Raw genomic sequence first — 263 nt, forward strand, 5'->3', positions numbered from 1 at the left:
ATCAACGATGCCAACCACATTTCCGGACCATCAAGAGCGGGTGACGGTTTATTTGCGAGCATTAAAAATGCAATGACAGAAGCGAATATTGCGGCAGAAAAAATCGACTTTATTTCCGCCCATGGAACGGCGACAATAGACAACGACGAAATGGAAGCGATCGCTTTCAACAGGATGGAATTACAAAACATTCCTCTGAACAGCATGAAAGCCTATTATGGTCATTCTTTAGGTGCCGCTGGTTTACTGGAAAGCATTATTTC

Annotated in this window: 1 pseudogene; it reads left to right on the plus strand. The window is 43.3% G+C overall.

Annotated elements, in window-relative coordinates:
• A pseudogene (locus ACPYOJ_RS35685) lies at positions 1-263 on the plus strand (beta-ketoacyl-ACP synthase II); the annotation flags it as partial.

Source organism: Rhizobium sp. SVR5-9E (assembly GCF_056755095.1).